Source organism: Mesorhizobium sp. M0983 (assembly GCF_040318975.1).
GTDB lineage: Bacteria > Pseudomonadota > Alphaproteobacteria > Rhizobiales > Rhizobiaceae > Mesorhizobium.
In genome coordinates this window covers 21854-39403 of the sequence record NZ_JAMYNH010000025.1, presented here as the reverse complement: position 1 = coordinate 39403, position 17550 = coordinate 21854, and the positions used below count along the sequence as shown (strand labels likewise).

General features: G+C 63.4%; 14 protein-coding genes. 2 read left to right on the top strand and 12 right to left on the bottom strand.

All coding sequences use genetic code 11. From position 1 onward, the window contains the following. Window positions 1-109: 109 nt before the first annotated feature. The 3 genes from NKH71_RS28610 to NKH71_RS28600 form a co-directional block, all read right to left on the bottom strand. The gene (locus tag NKH71_RS28610) at window positions 110-2092 is read right to left on the bottom strand and encodes an ABC transporter permease (RefSeq protein ID WP_352493989.1); all 1983 of its coding nucleotides are present in this window, start codon (window positions 2090-2092) and stop codon (window positions 110-112) included. Then, entirely contained in the window at window positions 2089-3165 is a 1077-nt protein-coding gene (locus NKH71_RS28605; protein WP_352493990.1) for a quaternary amine ABC transporter ATP-binding protein, read from the bottom strand. Before NKH71_RS28605 ends, NKH71_RS28610 begins: the two co-directional genes overlap by 4 nt. Before the next feature lie 73 nt (window positions 3166-3238). Then, window positions 3239-4213 (bottom strand): ABC transporter substrate-binding protein, encoded by a 975-nt coding sequence (locus tag NKH71_RS28600; RefSeq protein ID WP_352493991.1) that lies wholly within the window; start codon window positions 4211-4213, stop codon window positions 3239-3241. A gap of 558 nt (window positions 4214-4771) precedes the next feature. On the opposite strand from NKH71_RS28600, the gene NKH71_RS28595 reads away from it, so the two are divergent. Then, window positions 4772-5848 carry a D-alanine--D-alanine ligase family protein gene (locus tag NKH71_RS28595; RefSeq protein ID WP_352895551.1) on the top strand — a complete coding sequence of 359 codons (1077 nt, stop codon included), beginning with the start codon at window positions 4772-4774 and terminating at the stop codon, window positions 5846-5848. A gap of 56 nt (window positions 5849-5904) precedes the next feature. On the opposite strand, the gene NKH71_RS28590 is transcribed toward NKH71_RS28595, so the two are convergent. The 5 genes from NKH71_RS28590 to NKH71_RS28570 form a co-directional block, all read right to left on the bottom strand. Continuing rightward, window positions 5905-6690, bottom strand: a complete 786-nt coding sequence (locus NKH71_RS28590; RefSeq protein WP_352484100.1) for an SDR family oxidoreductase — start codon at window positions 6688-6690, stop codon at window positions 5905-5907. An 8-nt stretch (window positions 6691-6698) separates the two neighbouring features. Continuing rightward, a complete protein-coding gene (locus NKH71_RS28585; RefSeq protein WP_352493993.1) occupies window positions 6699-7463 on the bottom strand; it encodes an SDR family oxidoreductase in 765 nt (254 codons plus the stop codon). A gap of 126 nt (window positions 7464-7589) precedes the next feature. Then, window positions 7590-9098, bottom strand: a complete 1509-nt coding sequence (locus tag NKH71_RS28580) for a sugar ABC transporter ATP-binding protein (protein ID WP_023716792.1) — start codon at window positions 9096-9098, stop codon at window positions 7590-7592. A 33-nt stretch (window positions 9099-9131) separates the two neighbouring features. Then, on the bottom strand, window positions 9132-10070 hold the full coding sequence (locus NKH71_RS28575; RefSeq protein ID WP_352484098.1) for a sugar ABC transporter substrate-binding protein: 939 nt from the start codon (window positions 10068-10070) through the stop codon (window positions 9132-9134). Between the two features lie 150 nt (window positions 10071-10220). Beyond that, on the bottom strand, window positions 10221-11204 hold the full coding sequence (locus tag NKH71_RS28570) for an ABC transporter permease (RefSeq protein ID WP_198030454.1): 984 nt from the start codon (window positions 11202-11204) through the stop codon (window positions 10221-10223). Between the two features lie 292 nt (window positions 11205-11496). Here NKH71_RS28570 and NKH71_RS28565 point away from each other — a divergent pair, with 292 nt between their 5' ends. Continuing rightward, window positions 11497-12459, top strand: coding sequence for a sugar-binding transcriptional regulator (locus tag NKH71_RS28565; RefSeq protein ID WP_031193335.1), 963 nt, complete (start codon window positions 11497-11499; stop codon window positions 12457-12459). Here the strand turns inward: NKH71_RS28565 and NKH71_RS28560 are convergent. The 4 genes from NKH71_RS28560 to NKH71_RS28545 all read right to left on the bottom strand — a co-directional run bounded on the left by NKH71_RS28560 (window position 12449) and on the right by NKH71_RS28545 (window position 17400). Continuing rightward, a complete protein-coding gene (locus NKH71_RS28560; RefSeq protein ID WP_023716796.1) occupies window positions 12449-13948 on the bottom strand; it encodes a xylulokinase in 1500 nt (499 codons plus the stop codon). The genes NKH71_RS28565 and NKH71_RS28560 overlap by 11 nt on opposite strands. A gap of 20 nt (window positions 13949-13968) precedes the next feature. Beyond that, complete coding sequence (locus NKH71_RS28555) at window positions 13969-15291, bottom strand: NAD(P)H-dependent oxidoreductase (protein WP_023716797.1); 1323 nt, start codon at window positions 15289-15291, stop codon at window positions 13969-13971. 225 nt (window positions 15292-15516) lie between these two features. Further along, window positions 15517-16623, bottom strand: coding sequence for a mandelate racemase/muconate lactonizing enzyme family protein (locus tag NKH71_RS28550; RefSeq protein WP_352484096.1), 1107 nt, complete (start codon window positions 16621-16623; stop codon window positions 15517-15519). Window positions 16624-16674: 51 nt separating this feature from the next. Beyond that, on the bottom strand, window positions 16675-17400 hold the full coding sequence (locus NKH71_RS28545) for a GntR family transcriptional regulator (RefSeq protein WP_352895550.1): 726 nt from the start codon (window positions 17398-17400) through the stop codon (window positions 16675-16677). Window positions 17401-17550 lie beyond the last annotated feature (150 nt).

Sequence of the window (17550 nt, the reverse complement as noted above, 5' to 3'; positions counted from 1 at the left end):
GCCAAGAGCGAGCAATAATCCCGAAGGGCTATGTCGTTAGGCGTAGGGATCGGTAACTCGTCACCGGGGCGCCATTAGCGGCAGCTTCCTGTGGCCGTCCTATTCCCGGCTATCCCAGCCTCGCTCTCGCCTTGGCCGTCCATGCATTGAACAGCCGGTCGGCGACGATGCCGATGAAGGCGATGGCCAGGCCGGCGACGATGCCGCGGCCAGAATCGGCCTTGGACAGGGCGATGAACACTTCCTGGCCGAGATCGCGGGTGCCGACCATGGCGCAGATGATGATCATTGCCAGCGCCATCAGGATAGTCTGGTTGACGCCGAGCATGATCTCCGGCAACGCCAGCGGCAGCTGCACGCGAAAGAAGGTCTGGCGCTTGGTGCAGCCGGAAACCTTCGCCGCCTCGATCAGCGCCGGCGGCACCTGCCGGATCCCGTGATTGGTGTAGCGGATGGCCGGCACCACGGCGAAGGCGACGGTGGCGATCATCGCGGTGACGTCGCCGACTCTGAACAGCATCACCACCGGAATGATGAAGCAGAACGACGGCAGCACCTGCAGCGTGTCGATGACCGGCGTCACGATCTTTTCGAAGCGGTCGCTGCGCGATGCCATCAGCCCGATAGGGATGCCGATCAGGCAAGCGATAAAGGCCGAGATGCCGCACAGGTAGACCGTCGCCATGGTCTTTTCCCAAAGGCCGGTGACGGCGCAGAACGCTGTCAATGCCGCGACCAGGGCGGCGAGGCGCAAGCCGCCGAGCTGGTATCCGGCAAGGCCGAGGAGACAAACCGCGCCCAGCCACGGAAAGCCCTCGCAGAAGGCGCGCACCGGGTTCAGCACATTGAGGATCAGCGCCACGCGGAACGCCTCGATCGTGTCGAAGAAGTTGATCGTGATCCAGTTCACCGCCGCCTTCCACAAAGGTGCGGTGGTGAAGGTGATCGCCTTCGGCACCGCGGCGAAGGCCGGCACGAACAGGCTGAGCAGCGTGGTGACGGCGAGGATGGCGACGGCCAGCGTCAGGTTGGGATAGCGCCGCCAGAAGCTGGTGCCGGGCTGATGGCGGACATTGCCCTTGGCGTGATTGTGCGCGATCGCCTGGCTCAGCCGGTCGAGCGCAATTGCCAGTGCGACGATGGCGAGGCCTGCCTCCATCGCCTCGCCGACCTTGAGCGCGCGCAGCGCCAAAAGCACATCATAGCCGAGGCCGCCGGCGCCGATCATCGAGGCGATGATCACCATATTGAGCGCCAGCATGATAACCTGGTTGACGCCGACCATCAGCGTCGGCCGCGCCGACGGCAACAGCACCCGCCACAGCTTCTGCCGTGCCGTGCAGCCGGCCATCTCGCTGAAATCGTCGATCTCCGACGGCACCCGCGACAGGCCCAGCATCGTCGCCCGCACCATTGGCGGTGTCGCGAAGATCGCCGTCGCGATCATTGCCGAGACCGGGCTGTTGCCGAACAAAAGCAGCATCGGGATGAGATAGGCGAAGGTTGGGATCGTCTGCATCAGATCGAGGGCAGGGGAGATCAATAGCCTTTCTGCCCAAGGCTTGCGCCATGCCCAGATGCCGGCGAACAGCCCGGTGACAATGCAAAACGGCACAGCGATCGAGATCAGGCCCAGCGTCAGCATGGCGCTGGTCCACTGCCCGAACAGCGCGATGTAGAGAAAACACCCGCCGACCAGCGCACCCAGCTTCCAGCCGCCGGCGGCGCGGCCGGCAAGGTAGGCGGCAGCGCAGACGCCGACCCAGGACAGGCGCGGCAAGACGATCATATCCGCGCCATGGCCGATCTTGAAATTTTTGGCGAGAAGATTGAGCGCGAAATCGAGCGGCACGCCGAGCACGGCGGTGATCGAGCGCGTCAGCCAGGAGAAATTCGACTTCACCCAGTTCATCAGCGCGCTGACCCAGTCGGCGACGGGAATGACGGCATTGGCTGGGTAATTGACCGTCCAGGGCAGGCTTTCCTGCAGCAGGAAGACAACAAGCACGGCGGCGAGCGCGCAGGCCCAGATCACCAGCCAGGTCTGACCCTGCCGCGGCCTCGCTGCGCTCGCGCTTGCCGTGACCGTCATGCGCCGGCTCCGGGACGTTCGATGCCAGCGAGAAGATCGATCACCGCCTGCGGCGTTACCTCGCCGATCGGCTTGCCGGTGCCGTTGACCACCGCGAAGGGCTTGCCGGCAGAGACGATATCTGCCGAGAAACTGGCGATCTTGGCATCCGGCGCGACCGTGCCGCCATGTTCAGCGGCGTCGCAGGCGCGCATCAGGCTCTTGGCCGAGATCACCTTGGCGCGGTCGACGTCGCGGGTGAATTCGGCGACATAATCCGTCGCCGGGTTGACCACCAGCTCTTCCGGCGTGCCGATCTGGATGACCTCGCCGTCCTTCATGATGGCGATCCGGTCGGCCAGCCGGATGGCCTCGTCGAAATCATGGGTGATGAAGACGATGGTCTTGTGCAGCATGGTCTGCAGCCGCATCAGCTCGTCCTGCATCTCACGGCGGATCAGCGGATCGAGCGCCGAGAATGGCTCGTCGAGGAACCAGATTTCCGGCTTGGTGGCGAGGCTGCGGGCGATGCCGACACGCTGCTGCTGGCCGCCGGAAAGCTCGCGTGGATAGAAATGCTCGCGGCCGCGCAGGCCGACCAACTCGATGACCTCGCGAGCCCGCTTTTCGCGCGTCGGCCGGTCCTGCCCCTGGATGCCCAAGGGAAAGGCGATGTTCTCCAGTACGTTGAGATGCGGCAGCAGGGCAAAATTCTGGAACACCATGCCCATGCGGTGGCGTCGCAGCTCGATCAGCGCGGCATCGGAAATCTTGAGCAGGTCCTTGCCTTCAAACTCGACCTTGCCGTGGGTCGGCTCGATCAGCCGCGACATGCAGCGCACCAGCGTCGACTTGCCGGATCCCGAAAGTCCCATGATGATGAAGATCTCGCCTTGCCGGATTTCGAGATCGACGGCGCGCACCGCGCCAACCAGTCCGGCAGCGGCGATGTCCGCCAGGCTGGCCTTGCCGTCGCGCCGGCGGATGAAATTGGCCGCGTCCGCCCCGAACAGCTTCCAGACATTGCGGCAGGCAAGCTTTATCGGGCGGGCATCGTTGCCCGCTTTCGCCGCGCGTTCAATCGTATCGGTCATGCAATCGTCCTTCTGGAATAGGGATCGAGACCCGGCCACGAATGGCCGAGCCGTCGGATTTCCAGTCAGACGGTCACTCGGCCCAAGCTTTCCAGTCGCCTTCGTGGGCGGCGATCCAGGCGGCGGCGACGTCTTCCGGCGTCTTGCCTTCGAGATCGATCTCGCCGCTCATCTTGTTGAGCTCGTCGGTATCGACCGTGTAGTTTTTCGCGACCTTGTAGGCGACCGGCCATTTGTCCTTCATGCCGGCCCAGGAATATTTCCAGATCTCGCCATGCGGCTTGCCACAGTCGTATTTCGCATCGGGGTTCACGCCCCATTTCGGGTCGGTGTAGCACTCTACAGTATGGTCGGGGAATTCGATCCATTCGCCCTTGTATTTGGCCGGTGCCCAATGCGGCGAATAGATCCACAGCATGATCGGCGCCTTGCGCTGATAGGCCGAGTCCAGTTCGGCGAACATCGCTGCATCGGTGCCAGCATGGATGACGGTGAAGGGCAGTTTCAGCGCCTCGACGCGCTCGTCGTCAAAACCTTCCCATGTCACAGGGCCGCCGAGATAGCGCCCCTTCGGTGTTGTTTCCGCCGTCGAAAAGGCCTCGGCGCATTTCGGGTCCTTCAATGCCTCCCAGTTCGGCAGGCCCGGGCATTTCTCTTTCATATATTCGGGAAACCACCATTCCTCCTTGGCCTTGGGCCCGAGCTTGCCGAGGCGTTCGGTCTGGCCGGTTGCATCCGAGGCCTTCATCGCTTCGCCGGCCGTCGTGTCCCAGAACTCCATGCCGACATCGATGTCGCCATTGGTCAGGCCGGTGGTCAGGCTGGAGAGATAGTCGGCGGTCGGGTACTCGACGGTATAGCCGAGCTTTTCGAGGATGCCGCCGAGGATCTTGGCGTTCAGATTGACGCTGGTCCAGTCGAACAGCGCGATCTTGATCGGGTCGTTGGATTCCGGCGCCGCTGCTTGTGCCGGTAGTGTCAGCGCGCTTGCTGCGGCAAGCGCCAAGGCTCCCATTGATAGTTTCGAAATCATGCTCCGAAGTAACATGCTTGTTCTCCTGTCAAGCTCTGGTGGAAGTTATCGTTAGTTCCCTTCTTGCGTCTTTTTTGATTGTGTTGGAAAAGCTGGTCGTTGCGCAAGGCCGTCGGCGCCACAATGCTGCCGAAGCGGATGCCGGCGCAAAACGGGGTGGTGCCCAAATTGGTGAAGATGTGCGCGGGACCGGCCGCGTCATGACTGCCGATGGTTTGCTGCGGAAGCAGTCATCCGCGGATCGATCGCCGGTCTTGAGGTGCAAACCATCAAAGTCCCATGATCTCGGCTGTTGGCTCGGCAACTCGCCCAGAGCCGCTTTCATGGGATGAAATTATATATACCAACGTTCACGTCGCGCAACGAATAACGCTGCGCCAACTTCACGGCCGTCTTTTTACATGGACCGTAGATCGGCTCGAAAAAAAGCCAAGGTTGCCAGTCATCGGGTACCAGCCGCGACGACAGGACATCGACACAATGCAGCAGACCAAAGCGCCTTACTTCAGCGCCAACCGCGGTATTGCCGTCGGCTTCTGACCCTTTCAACACCAGATCATCTCCGAGGCTTTCATGACCTCTTCCTTAAACAGACTGCGCATTGCCGTGCTCTTTGGCGGACGTTCCGCCGAACATGACGTTTCGGTGCTTTCCGCAACCAATGTCATGCGTGCGCTGCTGCCTGCCAAATACGATGCCGTCCCAATCTTCGTCACGCGCGAGGGACGGTGGCGGCTGAGCAGCTTTCAGGATGGTAAGCTCGCGAAACCTGCAGGCGGCACGGAAGTTTGCCTGCTTCCGGGTGGGCGCGGACGGATGATAGCGATCCCGGCCGACGGCACGCCCTATGATCTGCCAACGATCGACATCCTGTTTCCCATCCTGCACGGCCCCCATGGCGAAGACGGCTCGGTACAGGGGGTGGCCGAGGTGGCTCTGGTGCCGCTTGCCGGCTGCGGCATCCTGGGTTCAGCAACCGCGCTGGACAAGGATGTCACCAAGCGGCTCCTGAAAGCGGCGGGTCTGCCAATCGCGCGCTCAGTGACGGTCCATGAAGGTGCGGCGCCCGCCCTCGCCACACTCGAAGGCGAACTCGGCCTGCCGTTCTTCATCAAACCGGCGCGTCAGGGATCGTCTGTCGGGGTCAGAAAGGTCAATGCCAGCCAGGAATTCGATGGGGCGCTTGCTGAAGCCTTCCAGCACGATTGCAAGCTGTTGGCCGAGGAATTCGTTCATGGGCGCGAGATCGAATGTAGCGTGTTGGAGGACCCGGCAGGCGACCTGTTCGTCTCGCGGCCAGGCGAGATCGTGCCGGCGGAAAGCCACGGTTTCTACAGCTACGATGCCAAATACATCGACGAGAACGGCGCGGCGCTAAAAGTGCCGGCCGAACTGCCGCCCGAGGTCGAGGCAAGCATGCGGGATGTGGCTGCAAGGGCTTTCAGAGCCGTCGGCTGTGACGGGATGGCGCGCATCGACTTTTTCCTGACACCGGACATGCAATTCTTGGTCAATGAAATCAACACCATCCCCGGCTTCACCGATATCAGCATGTACTCCAAAGCAATGGTGGCAAGCGGCGTCAGCTATTCCGAAATCATCGACCGGCTCGTGGAACATGGACTGGCGCGGGCCGGCCGAGCAGCCTGAATGCAGCGAAGCGGCTTTCAGATCCCGGCGGATGGAACGTTGGCCTGTGTCGTATCTTACGACATGATCAGGCCGCCATCGACATTGATGGTCTGCCCGGTGATATAGGCCGCATCGTCGCTGGCGAGAAAGCTGACCAGGCCGGAGACGTCCTCGCCGCTGCCGGCGCGGCCCATCGGGATGTTCTCCACCCATTCGGCCATCAGCTCGCCGGGCTTGTAGTCGCCCATCAACTTGCCCCATGCGGCATCATTATAGGCCCACATATCGGTGTCGATGATGCCGGGGCAGATCGCGTTGACGGTGATCTTCTCCTTCGCCACTTCCTTGGCGAGGCTCTGGGTGATGCCGACGACGCCGAATTTCGAGGCCGCATAATGCGGCGTGTAGATAAAGCCCTGCCGCGCCTGGCCGGATGCGGTGTTGATCAGCCGGCCGCCATCGCCATGCTTGCGGATGCGCGCGATCGCCTCCTGGCAGCACAGGAACACGCCCTTGGTGTTGACCGCCATCACCTTGTCCCATTCTGCCTCGGTCATCGCCTCGATCCTGGCGATGGTGATGACACCGGCATTCTGCACTGAGATGTCGACGCGGCCGAATTGTTGCTCGGCCAGGTCGTAAAGCGCGACGACCTCTTCCTTTTTGGTCACGTCCATGCGCATCCACGCAACCTTGGCGCCCGCAGTCTTCAGATCGGCGGCAACCTCTTCAACGCGCGCGTCGATGGCGCTGACGACGACCGCAGCACCTTCCACGGCGAAGCGCCTGGCCATTGCCGCGCCAATGCCGCCGCTCGCGCCGGTGATGACCGCCGTTTTTCCCTGGAATCGCTTCTGCATTTTTTCTCCTACCAGCAGACGAAGCCGCCATCGACGATCAGGTCGATGCCGGTGACGAAACTCGCGGCGCGGCTGGCCAGGAACACGGTCGGGCCGACCATCTCTTCCGGCGCCGCCATGCGGCCCATCGGCGTGTCGCGCTCGAAGATCCTGACCTGGTCGGCGACCTCCGGTCGCTTGTTCATCGGGGTCAGCGTATAGCCGGGGCTGACGACGTTGACGCGTAGACCGCGATCGGCCCATTCCATGGCGAGGCTCTTCGACATGTGGATGACCGCGGCCTTCGACGAGTTGTAATGCGCCTGGGTCAGGCCGCGGTTGACAATCGAGCCCGACATCGAGGCGATGTTGATGATCGAGCCCTTGCGCCGCGTCAGCATGGCACGGGCCTCGGCCTGGCAGGACAGGAACACGCCGCTGACATTGACGTCATAGAGCTTCTGCCACTTTTCCAGCGACAGCGTCTCTGCCGGCTCAGCTCCGGCGACGCCGGCATTGTTGACTGCGATGGTCAACGCGCCGAGTTCCTGCTCCGTACGCTCGATCGCGGCCGCGAGATCGGCCTCTGAAGTCACCGTGCCGGTCAGCACCAGTGCCTTGCGGCCGCGTGCTGTGATCTGGTGTGCGGTCTCCTCCAGCCCGCCTTTGGAGGCGTGGCCAAAGCAAGCTATGTCGGCGCCGGCCTCGGCCAGGCCGATGGCGATTGCTTGCCCGATGCCGCTGCCGGCGCCTGTCACAAGTGCCACGTCACCATGAAGATCGAATAGTTTCATCGTCGGTCCCTCTCCTCCAACCGCCGTCCTCCGGAAATAAAGGGGCGCCAACTCTGTTGCTGGCGCCCCGCGCGGTCTGGTGCCCGGGAGGATACCACCTGCTGCGCTTTGTTTCGATGGGCTGTCCTAGCTCGTGGCGAGTTCCATGACGGCGACATTGCTCGCATCACTGCGGTCGAGAATGCCGCGCTGACGGCCGCGGCTCAGCACGAGCACGCGATGCGACAGGCCGAGCACTTCCTCGAGGTCGGAACTCACCACCACCACCGCCATGCCGGAACGGGCAAGGTCGGCGATGACATCGTAAATCGCGGCGCGGGCACCAACGTCGATGCCGCGCGTCGGCTCGTCCAGGATAAACACCTTGGGCGGGCGCGACACCCATTTGGCAATGATCACCTTCTGCTGGTTGCCGCCTGAAAGCTTGCTGACCGCCTGGTTCGGCCGGCCTTTGACGCCGAGCCGGCGAATACCGGCCTCGGCGAATTTCTGCACCGCCTTCGGGAACACCCAGCCATTCGGCGCGACATGGTCGAAATTGCCGATCGCCAGATTCTCGCCGATCGTCTGGTCGAGCACCACGCCTTGCGCCTTGCGGTCTTCCGGCACCAGCACGACGCCGGCCTTGATCGCCGCCGCCGGCCCATTGAGATGCACCGGCTTGCCGGCGACGCGCACCGAGCCGGATGAGATCGGGTCGGCGCCGGCGATCGCCCTCACCAGCTCCGTGCGGCCGGCGCCGATCAGCCCGGCAATGCCGAGGATTTCGCCGGCCCGCACTGAAAAGCTGACATTTTGAAAGCTGCGTTCCGGCGAGGACAGGTTCTCGACCTCGAGCAGCGTGTCATTGCGGGGCGCCGACAAAGTCGGGAACATCCGCTCGACGCTGCGGCCGACCATCTGCTCGACGACAGTGCGCACCGGAATATCGGCGCGCTCGTGCCGCGCGACGATGCGCCCGTCGCGCATCACCACCACACGGTCGGCGATTTGGGCGATTTCGTCCAGCCGGTGGCTGATATAGATGAAGGACATGCCTTCCGCCTTGAGCTTGCGGATTTGCTGGAACAGGAGCTCCGTTTCCTCGCCGCCAAGGGCGGCCGTCGGTTCATCGAAGATCAGCAGCTCGGCATTGAGCGTCAGCGCCTTGGCAATCTCGACCTGCTGCTGGGCGGCGATACGCAGCGTGCGCACCTTGCGCTCGGGCGAGACATCGAGCCCGAGGCGCTTCAACTGGGCTGATGCCCGTGCATTCATTGCCGCGCGGTCGATGCGGCCGCCGCGCATCGGCAGGCGCCCGACATAGACGTTTTCGGCGACCGACAGATCCGGCAGCAGCTTCAGCTCCTGGTGGATCATGCCGATGCCGGCGTCGATCGCCGCGGCAGGATTGGCGGGGGAATAAGCGTTCCCCCGCCAGGTGATGGTGCCGGCATCGGGCTTGGTCGACCCGGCGATGATGTTCGAGACGGTGGACTTGCCGGCGCCGTTTTCGCCAAGCAGCGCCACGACCTCGCCCGGCCGCACCTCGAAGCTCGCATCGGCCAGGACCTGCACCGGTCCGTAGCTTTTGCAGAGGCCGCTGACGACGAGACCCAGATTGGGGCTGTGCGTGTGGCGAGGTTCGGTGGACATTGTTGCGCTCGTCGACTGCCGGACTGGTCTAAATCAGGGATGCTTGGCGATGAACTGCTCGACATTGTCCTTGGTGGTCAGCGTCGCATCCTGCAGCTGTTCTGCGGGAATGGTCTCGCCGGCCACCAGCTTGATTGCCGCATCGACGGCAAGCCGGCCCATGCCCTGGGTCTGCTGCGTCGCCGTCACGTCGAAGACGCCGTCCTTCAGCGCCTTGAGCGCCGCCACGTCGCCGTCGAAGCCGGCAACCCAGACCTTGTGGCCGGGATTGGCGACCTTGACCGCCTGCGCCGCACCGAGCGCCAGCGCATCGGCCTGGCCGATGACGATCGACACGTCGGGATGCGACTGCAACAGATCCTGCGTCAGCTTGAAACCTTCGTCCTGGTGCCAGCCTTCGCTCCACAATTCGCCGACGACCTTGATGTCGGGATAGCCCTTCAGCGCTTCGCCGCAGCCCTTCGAGCGATCGACCTCGGGCGTCGTACCCTTCTGGCCGTGGATGATGATCAGCTCGCCCTTGCCGCCGGCCTGCTTGGCGATGTAGTCGCAAACCGCTTTCGCCGATGCCACGCTATTGGTGGCGATGAAGGTGTCGCCGGGCGCGCCGTCGGCGTTGCGGTCGACATTGATGACTGGGATGCTGGCAGCCTTGGCCGTCTTGGTCGGCACGGTGGCGGCGGTGGCGCCGGCCGGAATGTAGATCAGCGCATCGATATTCTGCGTGATCAGATCCTGCACCTGGCTGACCTGGGTCGCCGAATCGCCCTTGGCGTCGACGGTGACGACCTCGATGCCCTTTTCCTTGCCGTAGGCTTCGACGGACTGCTTGATCTGGTTGAAGAAGTCGGCCTGCAGATTGGCGACGGCGAGGCCGAGCTTCTTGGCTTCCTTGGCCGAGGCCATGTCGGACAGGCTAAGCAGCGGGATGATGGCCGCGGCGGCAAGCAGCAATGAACGTTTAGTCAGCATGTTATTCCTCCCGTTGATGTTCAATCTGTCCTGCCCGCGCATCGCGGCGCCCCGTGGCCGAACAACTCCCAGTTTCGGATCACCGATCCGTTTTCGCCCGAATATCCGGGCGAATCTCATTGAGCCCAATTCTTCATTGTGCCCCATTTTTCATTGTGCTCTGCGCCGCCAGGTGTCGGTGGCCACCGCCAGCGCGATCACCACGCCGATAACCACTTGCTGGATGAAGGGCGAGACACCGAGCAGGTTCAGCCCGTTGCGCAGCACGCCGATGATGAGGACGCCGATGGCGGTGCCGCCGATCGAACCGACGCCGCCCGACAGGCTGGCGCCGCCGATAACCACCGCCGCGATGGTGTCGAGCTCGTAGCCAAGGCCGGAGCTCGGCTGGACGGAATCGAGCCGGGCGGCAAGCACGATGCCGGCGAGACCGGCCAGCACGGCGCAGATCGTATAGACCCAGTTTGTCAGCGACCTGACCGGTATGCCGGACAGCCGGGCGACTTCGGCGCTGCCGCCGATTGCGTAGAGGCTGCGGCCGGTGGCGCGATAATTCAGGAAGATCGCGAAAATGACGGCAAGCACGATCATCAGCCCGACGGTGACCGACAGGAAGCCGAAATGGCGGATGATCGACAGGCTGGTGAACCAGTCGGGAAAGCCGACGATCTGCGAGCCGTCGGTGATCATATTGGCGAGACCGCGCGCCACCGACATCATGGCCAGCGTGGCGATGAAGGGCGGCAGCTTGGTGACCGTCACCAGCAGGCCCGAAACCAGCCCGCAAAGGCCGGCGACGACGAGGGCTGCGGCGATGCCGGCCGGCAGGCCGAGATTGAGATAGTCCGGATGGGCGACGAAGCCCATCACCATGGAAGCCAGCGCCAGCACCGAGCCAACGGACAGGTCGATGCCGCCGATCAGGATGACCAGCGTCATGCCGATCGCCATGATGCCGAGTACGGTAACCTGGTCGAGCACGTTGAGGATGTTGCGGATGGTCAGGAACGTATCGGTGGTCAGCGAGAGCGCCAGGCACAGCAGGACCAGCCCGATCAGCGGGCCCATGGTTCCGGCAAAGACAGCCGAAAACTTTGCGCCCGTCGTGGCCTGCGTACCAGAGCCTGCTTTCAACTCGCTTGCGTCGTTGCTCACAGCCACTTCGTCTCCTCCACAGCAATCCGGCGCTGCATCACCGGGCCACTTTGTTCACCAGGCCCCTCCATGTGAACAATTTATCTTTAACATGCAATTTTGTTCAGCTAAACTGTTCGTCGGAAAATTGTCAAGGCCTGCCGTTTCATTCGACGACGGTTTGCGCTGTCCGCCGGTTTGCCTTACGCAAGGTCTCGGAAATCTTGGGCATTTCGAAGTCGCCGGATTGGAATATCATGAGCAGAGCCGGCGGCTGCGGCAAGGCAAACAGATGACGATCGTAGAGAACGAAAGAGCTTCGCGCTTTCCCGACGCCGAACTCAAGGCCCGCGCCGCCTGGCACTATTATGTCGAGGGTCTTACACAGGAGCGGATTTCCGAAATTCTTGGCGTCGGCCGCATCAAGGTACATCGCATTCTCTCAGCCGCCCGCGAAGAGGGTGTCGTCCAGTTTCGCATCCGCGACAGCGTCGTCGAATGCGTGGTTTTGGAGGAAAGCCTCAAGCAGAGGTTCGGGCTCAGCCAGGCTGTTGTGGTGCCGTCGGCTGCCGACCGAAGCAACGCACCGCTGATGATCGGCCACGCCGCCGCCGCCTATCTGGCCGACCATGTGAATGCCGGCGATGTCATTGCGCTGGGCTGGGGGCGGACGCTGAAATTCGCCATCAATGAGTTGCCAAGGCGGCCTATCGCCAGGACCACGGTGGTTTCGATGCTTGGCGGCCTGACCCATGCACAGCCGCTCAACCCGACAGAAAGCGCCTGGGATTTCGCCGAGAAGATCGGTGCGGAGTGCTTCCTGCTGCCGGTGCCGGTCTATGCCGACCGGCCGGAACAGCGCGACGCGTTCATGAGCCAGCGCAGCGTTCAGGACGTTGTCTTCCGTGCACGCCGGGCAAACATTGCCGTGCTCAGCGTCGGCTCGTTTTCCAACGACAGCCCGATCGCCAATTACGGCTTCATCAAGCCAAGCGAACTCGAGGAACTGCAGGCGGCCGGCGCCGTCGGCGATATTCTGTGTCATTTCATCGACGCCGAGGGCCGCCCGGTCGACCACGAGGTGAACCGCCGCGTCTGTGCCTATCCGCTGCAGGATCTGTCGGATATCCCGAGCATCATCCTGGTGTCGGGAGGGCAGGAAAAGATTGCCATCATGCGGGCAGCACTCGCCAACACCAAGGTATCGGTTCTGATCACCGACGAGGATGCGGCAAAGGGGCTGCTCAACCGCTAGTCGCGTTGAGAGCACTCAGCCGCACGTGGATATCGCGCGTCGCTTGATAGAGATCGCGGTAGATTGCCTTGCGGCCGCGATAGCCGGCAACAAGTCCATCGACCGGGTCGACATGCATGGTGGGAGCGGCAGCCATTGCCTTTGCGGCGGCTTCCGGCGAGGCAAACCAGCCGACCGCGGCGGCCGCCAGCATGGCGGCGCCGAGTGCGGCGGCTTCGTTGACCGGCGAAACCGAGATCGGCCGCTCGAGCACGCTTGCCATGATCTGCATGAGGAGTACGCAATTGGTGCCGCCGCCGGCGGCAATCATCGCCGCCTGTCCGCCGGCCTGGGCTTCCATGGCCTCGGTGGCAACGGCCTGCTCGAAGGCGATGCCTTCCAGGACAGCGCGGAAAAGATGCTCCGGCCGGTGGTCGAGCGACAGGCCGACAATGGCGCCACGCGCGGCACCATCCCAATAGGGGCTCATGACGCCGGCCCAATAGGGCATGACGAGCAGGCCCTCGCTGCCAGCGGCAACCTCCAGCGCCGCTTTCTCCAGTGCTGCCGCCGACGGCGAACCGGTCGTGCGGACAATCCAGTCGACCAGTTGCATGCCCGAACGCAGCACTGTCTCCAGCATGAAACCGGAACCGGTCGGCGAGACCAGCGTGCGAAAGGCGTCCGAGGTTTTCACCTTGCCGGAATAGCAGCCGCTGACCACGCCGGAGCCGAGCGAGAGATAGCTCTTGCCTTCGCCGTAGACGCCCATGCCGAGGCCCATCGCCTGGCCGTCCCCAGCGCCGGCAACGACCGGCGTGCCGGCCCTCAGGCCGGTCAGTTGCGCCGCGGTTGCGGAAAGCCCGCCGCAAATTGCGCCCGGCGCGACCAGGTCGGGCAATTGCTCCATCTGCAGTCCGGCGGCCGCAACGAGGCGGGGATGCCAGGTACCTCTCTCGACGTCGAGGAGCCCGAGCGGATCCGCACTTGCGGTGCTGGTGACCAATCGCCCGGTCAGCCGCTGGACGAAGAAACCGTGCACGTCGACCAGTGCCGCTGCCTGGTGAAGCACCTGAGGCTGGTGTTCGGCAAGCCAGGCGATGGCGTAGAGCGCCGGTGTCGGGTCCGGCGGCTTGCCGCTCCAGTCGCGGATCGCCTCGCGGCCGAGTTCGGCCGAAAGCCTGATAACCTGCGGCCGGGCGCGTTCGTCCAGCCACAGGATCGCCGGAATAAGTGGTTTGCCGGCGCTGTCGACCAGCGTGAAGGTCTCGCGCTGGTGGGCAATGGAGATCGCCGCCACGCGGAAAGCGCCGACCGCCTCAGTGACCTGCTTCAATGCGCCAAGCAGCGCCGTCCACCAATGTTCGGCGTCCTGCTCGAAATGGCTGGGCTTCGGATTTGAAAGCGGATAAGTCTCGCGCGCCTGGAACAGCTCCTCGCCGTCGCGGGTGAAGGCAATCGCCTTCACGGCCGTGGTCGAGGCGTCGATCCCGATTACGATATCGTCCATCAGGCGGAGATCCGGCGGGGTCAAGCCGCGTTGGTAGCGAACCGTCCGTCCGACTGATCGAGACGACGGCGGATCTGGGTTATCACCATCGAATCGTCGGGTACACAATTTTCATAGGTCAGGAAATCGCCGATCTTGAGCGGCTTGACCACCTTGGCCCGTTCGGCAAGGCCGAGCGGCAGCGCGCCCCGGGCGCGTGCATCTTCCCATGTCATGGCGAAGCCGCGATAGTCGTTCTCGCCGATCATGCCGAGCGACTGGCCGACGCCAAGATCGCTCTTGGCAACCGCCACCGCCTCGGCGACCGGACGGTCGAGCGGCTCCATGTCGGCCCGTTTGTAGACGACGGCGCGCGCCGCCGACAGCGGCACTTCCAGGCTGGTCAGATGATAGGGCCGGAAGATCGTGAAATAGGGGCCTTTGCCGACCTTGAGGTCGATCATACGCTCCAGCACGCGCGGATGCTGGGTCTCGATGATGCAGAACACGCCGGGCGCCACGCCCTTGCCGATCGAATAATCGACCACGCCCTTGCGATGCAGCACGCCGCCATCCTCGCGCGGGCAGAGCACGCTGGCGAGCTCCTCCAGCGTTGCGGTTGGGCCGTGCATGCCCGGCACGTCGGGCACCAGGCCGGTGGCATTGGCGATCGCCACCATTTCGATGGCCGTCTTCGAGCCGTCGACGAATTCGACCAGCATGCGCGCATTCATGTTGCGCTCGGCCGCTTCTTTCTCGTAATCGGCCGGCATGGCGTCGATCTTCAGCGGATTGTTCTTGCCCTTGCCGGCGGCGATGATGTTGAAGCCGAGGCTTTTGGCAAAGCCGATGATCTCCAGCGTGCAGGCCGGCTCGTCGCCGGCGGCACCGGTATAGACGACGCCGGCCTTGCGTGCCTCGTCCTTGAGGAAGCGGCCGATCGTGATGTCGGCCTCGACATTGAGCATGACGATGTGCTTGCCGTTCTTCATCACTTCCAGCGCGAACAGCGTGCCGATATTGGGATTGCCCGTCGCGTCGATGATGACGTCGATCCGGCCGGCCGCCGCCAGCGCGTGCAAATCTTCGGTCACCGCAATCTTGCCGGCCTCGATGGCGCGGTCGATCGCCGCCGCATTGCCGGCCTGGACGATGTCGGAACGGTCGTGGCCAGCGAGCAGCGCCGCGTCGATCGCTGCCTGCGGCCTGACCTCGGAAATAGCGCCGATCCGCATGCCCGGCATCAGTGCCACCTGGACGACGATGTCGGTGCCCATCTGACCGGCGCCGGCAAGCCCGATGGTGATCGGCCCCTGCTGTTCAGCGCGCTGCAGAAGTTCCGCTGCAAATTGCGGATGGGACATGTCGCTTCCTCCAGTTCTTGACGCGCCGCAGCGTCCAAATCAACGTTTTGAACATTCCTATTTCCAAATGAAAAATATTTCAACCTGCAATTGGGACATTCCCGCTCTGGAATGGCCGATCGCTTGGGGTCAGCTGCCGGTCAGGGCACGACCTCTGCAGGTAGCCGGACGGCGCCGACCGATGCGGGTTGCTCGACGTTGCCTTGAGGTGGCGCGGTCTCTACCTCAGCTGCCGATCTCGAAGAAGGGCGCGCCGAGCAGGTCGGGAACGACATCGATGCCAAGTCCCGGCCCGTCCGGAATGCCCATGCGGCTGCCCGAGACCGGCGGCATATTGGATGCGGTGCGCACCGTCACCCATTCGTGGAAGGCGATGGCGTGCAGCCGGCGCTCCTCGGGCGTCGACAGCGACAGATGCGCCATGGCCGATGTGTCGATCTCGGCGCCGCCAGTGTCCTCGACGGTGATCATGAAGCCGAGATCGACGGCGAGGTCGCGGATTTGGCGCGTTTTGGTCACTCCTCCGAGCCGCGAGATCTTCAGCGTCAGCCCGTCGGCAGCGCGCTTGCGGTGGATGTCGAGCATGTCGTCCAGCGAGGCGACGGATTCGTCGAGCACCATCGGTTTGTCAAGCGAGCGGCGCACCGACATGCATTCGTCGATCGTCGTGCAGGGCTGTTCGAACGTGTAGTCGATGGTGCGCGTCGCATCCACGAACTGGCGTGCCTGGTAAGGCGTCCAGCCGGCATTGGCGTCGCAGAAGATGACGGTGCCCTTCGGCACCGCGGCGGCGACGGCTGTGACGCGTTCGATGTCGTCATGGACGTTGCCGCCGACCTTGACCTGCAGTCGATGAAAGCCGTCTTTGACGATGCGCTTGGCAAGTGCAGCCATCGCGTCGACCGTGCCATGGGTGACGACCTTGTAGAGTTCGGCCGTCTCGCTCTCGCGTCCGCCAAGCAACGTAACCAGCGGCACGTCGGCGGCGCGCGCCGCGAGATCCGAGCATGCCATGTCGAGCGCCGACTTGACGTAGGGATGGCCCTTGAACACCGTATCCATGAGCCTGTTGATCCCGGCAAGCCCGCGTGGGTCATGGCCCATGAGATGCGGCGCGATCTCGACGACGCCGGCGCGCGTGCCGGCGGCGAACGCCGGTGAATAAAAATTGCCGAGCGGCGCCATCTCGCCCCAGCCGGTGAGCCCGCTATCTGCGATGACGGCGACGATCACCGCGTCGAACGCATCGGCGACGCGCCCCTTGGACATACGATAAGGCCCGTCAACGAAGGGCTGCACGACATGGTAGGCTTTGATGGTTTTGATCTGCACGTTTTCTGTCCGTTGCCTATGTTCCGGGATGACCCGCCAAACTTGTCGGTTTCAACCGCCTTCGGGCCGGCCGCTACGATCGGCACCGGCGCCCTTTGAGCCGCGCTCTTCCAGCCCGCGCGCATAGGCGAGCAGTTCCTCGAAATCCAAATCGATATGCTCCTTGGCGTGGCGCTGGGCAGCGCGCATGTCGCTGCCCTGGAGCAACTGCACATAGGTTTCGTGAGCGTCTTCGGCAGGCACCGGCTCGTTGCGGGCCCGCTGGTACAGCGCAAAATACATCTGCAGCCGGCTGGCCAGCCGCTGCCAGGTTTCCAGCAGCACCGAGTTGTCGGCCCATTCGTGGATCAGTCCATGCAGTTGCAGCGCCGTTTCGATCTGCCGCGTCGTGTCCAACTCGCGCGTCGCCTGCTTCACCGCCGCATGCCGCCGGTCGATCTCGTCGAAGAAGCGCTGGTCGCGAAGCGGCCAGGTCCGCTCGATGGCGAATTCGTCCAGCACCTTGTTGAGCGAATAGGCATCGTCGATGTCCTTGGCGGTAACGTCGATGACGAAGGTTCCGGCGTAGGGGATGCTGGTCAGGATGCCTTCCTGCACCAGCTCGCGCATCGCCTCACGCAGCGGCGCACGACTCACCCGCATCTGCTCGGAAATCCTGAGTTCGTTGAGTTTTTGTCCTGGCTCTAACTGGCCGGTCAGGATCGCGCGCCGGAGCAGCGCCACGATCTCGGCCCGGCGTGTCGTATCCGCGATCGGACTGAAATCCAGCTTCGCCATTCGGTGCTCCAGGAGACCAAAAGCTACACAAGCAGATTGTCGACAATCTAACAAGAGGGTAATTGCGGGTTCAGGTTCTCCGCTGGCCTGCAGCTTGCGGCAGATGGGTACGTCACGGCCCGCTCTATTTGCGCCTTCATGGCTCCTGCC